Below are 6,585 nucleotides of genomic sequence, written 5' to 3' on the forward strand. Positions count from 1 at the left end.
ACTACGCAGAGCATTCATATTCATCCATGAGCATCGAACGCGAAATCAAGCTCGCGCTGCCGCCCGAACAAGCCGACGCCGCCGCGCGATACTTGGCAAAACGTGCCGGGGACGCAGGGCGTGAGATCCCCCTCGACAACATCTATTTCGACACCGCCTCGCTGGCGCTTACGCAAGCGAAGATTGCGCTGCGCCTGCGCAAGACTCCGGATGGCTGGCTGCAGACGCTCAAAGCAGCCGGCACGGCCGAAGGCGGTCTGCACAGCCGCCACGAATGGGAAATGCCGGTGGCGGGCGAGGCGCTCGACATCGACGCCCTCACAGCCGCCTGTGACGACGAAAAGGCAGCGAGTGCGCTGCGCCAGGCGGCGCCGCACCTTTCCCCGCTCTTTCGCACCAGCTTTACGCGCCATCTCTGGCGACTCGCGCTGGGCGGCGCCCAGGTTGAAGCCGCCATTGATCGGGGAGACGTGACGGCCGAAGTCGACGGCGAGACGCGCCGTGCGCCCATCAGCGAAATCGAGCTCGAATTGCTGGAAGGGGACGAATCGGCGCTTCATGTGCTCACTGCGGAGTTGTCGGCAGAAGTGCCAGGGCTTACGCCGGAAAACATCAATAAGGCACAGCGCGGCTACCAGCTGCGTGCAGGCTGAGAACCGTCGATGATCCGACGCCGTTCGCCTGAGTCCGCCGCCGACCTCGCCCAAGCGTCACTTTTTGACGCGCCTGTCGACACCCTTTCCGAGACGCTGGCCCCGACGGGGCTCAATGCGCCGCTCAGCAGCCTCTTCGATGCCCTCCCCCGCGACTGGCGCGAACACTTGCGGCCCTTCATCGAAAGCGATGCGTATGCGCCGCTTTGCCGGTTTGTCGATCGAGAACGCTCAGCGGGCAAAATCATCTACCCGGCCGATGTGTTCCGCGCGCTGCGATTGACGCACCCGGACGACGTCGAAGTCGTCATCGTCGGACAGGACCCTTATCACGGCGACGACAACGGACATCCCCAGGCGCACGGCCTCGCGTTCTCCGTACCGGCGCCCGTGCGACCGCCGCCTTCGCTGCGCAATATTTTCAAGGCGATCGCGTCTGATTTCGGCTATGAGATACCGCGTCACGGCTGTCTCGACGCATGGGCACGTCAGGGCGTGCTGTTGTTGAATACAGTGTTGACCGTCGAACAGGGAAAGGCGGCAAGCCACGCCCGACAAGGCTGGGAAAAGTGCACCGACACGCTGATTCGCGAGCTCGCGCATCGACACGAGGGCCTCGTCTTCATGCTCTGGGGCGCTCACGCGCAAGCCAAGCGTGCGCTACTCGACGCGCGGCCGCATTGCGTGCTCGAGGCGCCGCATCCCTCGCCCCTATCGGCGCATCGCGGCTTTCTCGGCTGCCGGCATTTTGCGCTCGCGAACGAGTATCTCGTCTCGCGCGGCCGAAAACCTATCGATTGGCGGCTGCCAGAAAAAGCAGAGCCGCTCGTCGCATGACGAGCGGCTCATCTCTAGCAGCGGCGGACATCACGTGTCGCGCCGCTGTGCAGACCAGTGCAGACCTTCTCTTAGCGAATTACGCGACTGCGGCAATCTCTTCTCGCGCGCCAGCCAAGGCGGCTGCGGCCGCATCCGGGCCGTAAGCCAGACCTTCGGCGTAGATGAACGAGACATCTGTAATGCCGAGGAAGCCGAGGAACGACGTCAAGTACGGCGTCTGCGTGTCGTTCGGCGTACCGAAGTACTTGCCACCGCGCGCCGAGACGATGAACGCTTTCTTACCCTTCACGAGGCCCTCCGGACCGCTCTCGGTGTAGCGGAACGTGATCCCGGCACGTGCGATCCAGTCGAAATACGCCTTGAGCTGCGTCGAGACGCCAAAGTTGTACAGCGGTGCGCCGATGACAATGATGTCCGCCGCCTGCAACTCGTTGATCAGCGCTTCGCTGCGAGCGTGAATCGCCGCTTGCTCAGGCGTGCGCTGCTCGGCCGGCGTGAAAAAGGCGCCGAGGATTGCGTCATCCAGGTGCGGTAGCGCATCGGCGAGCAGGTCGCGCACGACGACCGTTGCGCCAGGATTTGCACTTTGCAGCTTGGCGGTCAGCTCGTTCGCTAGCAGCGTCGAGTTCGCGCCCTGCGAACGGGCTGCCGAGTTCAGTTGAAGGATCGTGGTCATATTCAGCTCCGGAAGTGTGCGCGTTTCCCGCGCCAGTGAAAGGATTGTGTTTTTTTTGCTATTTCTCGGAAAGTAGGCCGGCGGCGAAGGATCGTTGCAAGAATGGAACGATCGGAGGGCATCCGGCCCGTGCCGATCAGCCGTGGCGCGGGCGCGCCCTGGCTACCGACGGTGCTCGGGCGCGCTCAGCTTGTCGCCGCTGCTCGACCATGCCGGCAGGCCACCCCGTGTCGTTAGCCGAAGGTCGCGCCGTCTTGCCCCGAAATGCGCAGCCACCCGGCCACCGCCGGCGGTACTTCACCCACGCAGCCAGCGCTCACGTGCGGTGCGGGCAGCCGAGCGCGCCTTGTCACCCGCCTCGAGGCGATAGCGGACGACTTCGGCGCCGTCGAGCTTCACGCGCGTGACGCGCAGCTCGTCGCGCCGGAATGCATGAACCTCGACGCTCGCGCCAGGCAGATAGCGCGAAAGCAGCGCGTCGAGATTCGCCCCCGTGACGCGCAGGCCGTCGATGGCGACGAGCACGTCACCGGCGGACAGCCCCGCCTTCTGTGCGGCGCTGCCATCATGGACAGCTGCGAGCGTGCAGTCGGCTGCGCTACGCACGCGCACGCCGAGCGACGGCTTGCCGCTGCCATTGCCGAGTTCAGGCTCGAGCGTCACGCCGAACGGTGCGAGCAACTCCGCGAGCGGCAAGTCGCGCGTGCCGTGGACGGCTTCATCGAAAAGCGCCCCGAGATCGACGCCGGTGGCCTCCTGAATGAGCGCTTTGACGTCGTTTTCGCCGACACCGGCCGGCTGGCCGCGATAGAACTGACGACCGTATCGGCGCCAAAGCAGCCGCATGACATCGTCGAGCGACTTCTTGTGATTCGTGCTTGCGCGAATCGCCAAGTCGAACGCCAACGCGACGAGCGAGCCCTTCTGGTAATAGCTGACGATGGCGTTGGGCGAATTCTCGTCCTGGCGGTAGTACTTGATCCAGGCATCGAACGAGCTTTCGGCGACGCTTTGCTTGAGCCGTCCACTGCCGCGCAGCACACCGCCGACCGCCTTGCCGAGCAGGCCAAAGTAGTCAACTTCACCGATCGACTTGCTGCGAACGAGCATCAAGTCGTCGTAATACGACGTGAACCCTTCGAAGAGCCACAGTAGCGATGTGTAGTTCTCGCGCGAGAGGTCGTAAGGAACGAAGGCGGCCGGCTTGATGCGCTTGACGTTCCACGTGTGGAAATACTCATGGCTGCACAGGCCGAGATACGTCCGATAGCCCTCCGACATCTCCGGGCGCCCGCGCACGGGCAAATCGGCGCGATTGCAGATCAGTGCCGTCGACGCGCGATGCTCGAGTCCGCCGTAGCCGTCGCTGACAGCTTGTGTCATGAAGACGTAGCGCTCGACAGGCGCTTCTTTGGACTTCGGCTCGAACAGCGCGATTTGCGCTTCGCAGATGCGCTGCAGATCGGTGGCCAGGCGGTCCATGTCGACGTTGACCGTGCGCCCGCCGATCACGATGTCGTGCGGCACTCCATGCGCTTTGAACGTAGCGAGTTCAAATTCACCGAGCGTCACCGGATGGTCGACGAGTTCGTCGTAGTCCTGCGCGCGATACTCGCCGAATCCGTAGCGCTTGGTGCCGCGCGCCTCGGGGAGTGATGTCGCCACACGCCAATTGGCGTAAGCAGGCCCCGCGGGCTTCTTGATCTCGACGATGCAAGGCGCGTCCTCGCGGCCCTCTGCCGCCAGAAACACGCTCGAACCGTTAAAAAAGCCGACGGTGTCGTCAAGGTGCGCTGCGCGCACCGACATATCCCACGCGTAGACCTCGTAGCGCAGTGTCAATGTGCCGCTTTTGACCGGGGCGGCCTGCCAGGTCTGCTTGTCGACCTTGGCAATGCGGACTTTGCGGCCCGCTTCGTTGAACGCTTGCAGCGTAACGATGTTGCGCGCGAATTCGCGCACCATGTAGCTGCCCGGAATCCACGTCGGCAGCGCAAACCGCTGACCGGCCGGGTCAGGGTCTGTGAGCGTGAGCGTGACTTCGAATAGGTGAGCAGCGGGATGCTTGGGAACGATGGCGTAGCGAGTCGGATTCATCGGCAGCGGTGTGGCGCGGTACCAGTCGAGCTAAAAGCTAGAGACGGAGGTGGGATATCGGTCATCCGCGAGCAGCGGCTCGCGAATCCAAACATAAATCGTACGCGATCGCATCAAAGTTCGCATGCTGCATGCGATTCCAAAGCCCGCAGCGGCGAAACCGGTTCAACTCGCGATAGCGCATTGCAAATGCAAGACAGGGTCGCCCCTTCACGGCGGCGACTGCAGGGGCAGCCGCACGCGTATCACTCACGGCTACCGGCGCGTTCAGTGCGCCGGCGATGCCTTCAACGCGTCGCTAAGCGCCTTGTCGAGTTCATCTCTCGAAACAGCGCCGGGGAAGCGGCGGCCGTCCGCGAGGATAATCGTCGGCGTCCCCGTCACATTCATGGCATGACCGAGCGCGAGATTCTTGTCGAGGACGCTTGTGTCGCATATGGGCGCAGTCGTCGGCGGACGATGATCCACCATCCACGTTTCCCAAGTCTTGGCACGGTCGGCCGAACACCAGATCGACTTGGCTTTCGCCGTGGAATCGTCGGAGAGCACCGGATAAAGGAACGTATAGACGGTCACGTTATCGATCGACTTGAGCGTTGCTTCGAGTTGCTTGCAGTAGGGGCAGTTCGGATCCGAAAAGACAGCCATCTTGCGGCTGCCGTTGCCCTTCACCACTTTGATGGCATCGCCCAATGGAAGGGTCGCGAAGTCGACCTTGTTCAGCTCGGCGAGCCGCGCCTGGGTCAAGCTCGTGCCCGCCTTCGTATCGACGAGATCGCCGACCAGCACATAATTGCCACTGGCATCGCTATAGATGATCTGCACGCCGAGGTTCACTTCATAGAGGCCCGGAATCGGCGCCTTGGCGATGCCTTTGATGTGGGCATTGGGCAGACGCTCTTGCAAGGTCGCTTTCAGCTTGTCGGTGGTCTGGTCGGCACCGGCTTGGGATGAGCAGCCGATCATCAGCGCGGCGGCAAGGGCGGAGAATGCAACGTGACGCAGGATCGTGGGCATGATGTTGAAGTCCTTCCTGGGCAGTGCGCCCCGCGCGTCTAGCGCTTGGCGCGTTGAAACGAATGGCGCGGCGGGGCCTGTGTCTCCGCCGCCCGATCACTAGCCGAGCGCAGCCCCGACTAGCCAGCGCTTCACGAGCGGTTGGGCGCCAACGAGCGCCATACCGGTGTTGCGAACCAGGCGCGCGAGCTTGCCTGGCACGGAAAACAGCCGCTCGAGCCCGTCGGTCGCGAGCATGAGGGCACCAATATCCTCCTGGCGCGAGCGTTCATAACGACGCAGCAGCACGACGTCGCCGAGATCGCGAAACGGCTCCTTCTTCGTCAGCACGTCGACGAGCGAGGTGACGTCGCGCAATCCCAGGTTCATCCCCTGTCCCGCGAGCGGATGAATGAGGTGCGCAGCATCGCCGACGAGCGCCACGCGGGGCGCGATCAGCTTGTCCACGCGTTGCAGCGAAAGGGGGAAACCATGCGCGGGACCGACGCATTCGAGCGCGCCGAGCCGGCCCTGCGTCACCCGCTCCACTGCGGCTTCGAGTTCGGCGGGAGCCAATGCAAGCAACTCGCGCGCGTGGTCGGTTCGCGCCGACCAGACAAGCGAAACGTGCCCTTCGGGCAGCGGCAGCAGCGCAATGACCTCCCCTCCCACAAACCACTGATACGCTGTCTCGCCGTGCGGTTTTTCCGCCTTGAAGTTGGCGACAACGCCCGTTTGCCGGTAGTCCCGCCGCATGACGTTGGCCCCCATTTGTGCGCGGACCCACGAGTGGGCGCCGTCCGCACCAACGATCAGATCCGCATCGATCACCTGGCCGCTCGCGAGCGCAAGCGTGGCTGACGTCTCCTTCACGTCGAGCCCCTGGGCGCGCGTGGCGAACCAGGTCACATGGGGCTGGAACCGTAATGCGGCGTCGAGCGCCTGCTCGATCAGCGAGGATTCGACGATCCAGGCAAGTTGTGGCACAGCGGCCTGAAAGGCGGAGAAATGCAGCTCGGCCAATGCGTCGCCGTAGACGCGCATATCGTAGACGGGCTCGAGCCGCTCGTGCGCGAGCGCCTGCCAGATCCGCAACCGCTCGAGGAGCGCCTGCGAACTCGAGGAAAGGGCGTAAATACGTGCGTCGAACGGAACATCGGCGGCTCGCGGCGAGGCCGGTTGGGCAATCAGCGCAACGCGCTGCCCGGCTTGCGCGAGCGCGAGCGCCGCGCTCTTGCCGACGAGCCCGCCGCCGACGACAGCGACATGAAACGACTGGGGGTGAACGGTCATGGTTGGGCATTATAGCCGGGCGCAAGGGTG

General features: G+C 63.8%; 6 protein-coding genes. 2 read left to right on the forward strand and 4 right to left on the reverse strand.

The features are described from left to right. Positions 1-26: 26 nt before the first annotated feature. Complete coding sequence (locus tag VL598_RS07940; RefSeq protein WP_325326162.1) at positions 27-653, forward strand: CYTH domain-containing protein; 627 nt, start codon at positions 27-29, stop codon at positions 651-653. A gap of 9 nt (positions 654-662) precedes the next feature. Beyond that, a complete protein-coding gene (locus tag VL598_RS07945) occupies positions 663-1,490 on the forward strand; it encodes a uracil-DNA glycosylase (RefSeq protein WP_325326157.1) in 828 nt (275 codons plus the stop codon). Between the two features lie 79 nt (positions 1,491-1,569). Here VL598_RS07945 and VL598_RS07950 read toward each other — a convergent pair whose 3' ends face one another. The 4 genes from VL598_RS07950 to VL598_RS07965 form a co-directional block, all read right to left on the reverse strand. Further along, positions 1,570-2,169, reverse strand: a complete 600-nt coding sequence (locus tag VL598_RS07950; protein ID WP_325326158.1) for an FMN-dependent NADH-azoreductase — start codon at positions 2,167-2,169, stop codon at positions 1,570-1,572. A gap of 297 nt (positions 2,170-2,466) precedes the next feature. Further along, the gene (locus VL598_RS07955) at positions 2,467-4,266 is read right to left on the reverse strand and encodes a M61 family metallopeptidase (RefSeq protein ID WP_325326159.1); all 1,800 of its coding nucleotides are present in this window, start codon (positions 4,264-4,266) and stop codon (positions 2,467-2,469) included. Between the two features lie 267 nt (positions 4,267-4,533). Beyond that, positions 4,534-5,283, reverse strand: coding sequence for a DsbC family protein (locus tag VL598_RS07960; RefSeq protein WP_325326160.1), 750 nt, complete (start codon positions 5,281-5,283; stop codon positions 4,534-4,536). A gap of 99 nt (positions 5,284-5,382) precedes the next feature. Next, positions 5,383-6,555 carry a UbiH/UbiF family hydroxylase gene (locus tag VL598_RS07965; protein WP_325326161.1) on the reverse strand — a complete coding sequence of 391 codons (1,173 nt, stop codon included), beginning with the start codon at positions 6,553-6,555 and terminating at the stop codon, positions 5,383-5,385. Positions 6,556-6,585 lie beyond the last annotated feature (30 nt).

This window comes from Trinickia sp. (assembly GCF_035492435.1).
GTDB lineage: Bacteria > Pseudomonadota > Gammaproteobacteria > Burkholderiales > Burkholderiaceae > Trinickia.

What these genes read in the sequence shown, in the direction of transcription:
- VL598_RS07950 (WP_325326158.1), bottom strand. Translation starts at nt 2,169, where the DNA reads ATGACCACGATCCTTCAACTGAACTCGGCAGCCCGTTCGCAGGGCGCG.
- VL598_RS07960 (WP_325326160.1), bottom strand. Translation starts at nt 5,283, where the DNA reads ATGCCCACGATCCTGCGTCACGTTGCATTCTCCGCCCTTGCCGCCGCG.
- VL598_RS07940 (WP_325326162.1), top strand. Translation starts at nt 27, where the DNA reads ATGAGCATCGAACGCGAAATCAAGCTCGCGCTGCCGCCCGAACAAGCC.
- VL598_RS07955 (WP_325326159.1), bottom strand. Translation starts at nt 4,266, where the DNA reads ATGAATCCGACTCGCTACGCCATCGTTCCCAAGCATCCCGCTGCTCAC.
- VL598_RS07945 (WP_325326157.1), top strand. Translation starts at nt 663, where the DNA reads ATGATCCGACGCCGTTCGCCTGAGTCCGCCGCCGACCTCGCCCAAGCG.
- VL598_RS07965 (WP_325326161.1), bottom strand. Translation starts at nt 6,555, where the DNA reads ATGACCGTTCACCCCCAGTCGTTTCATGTCGCTGTCGTCGGCGGCGGG.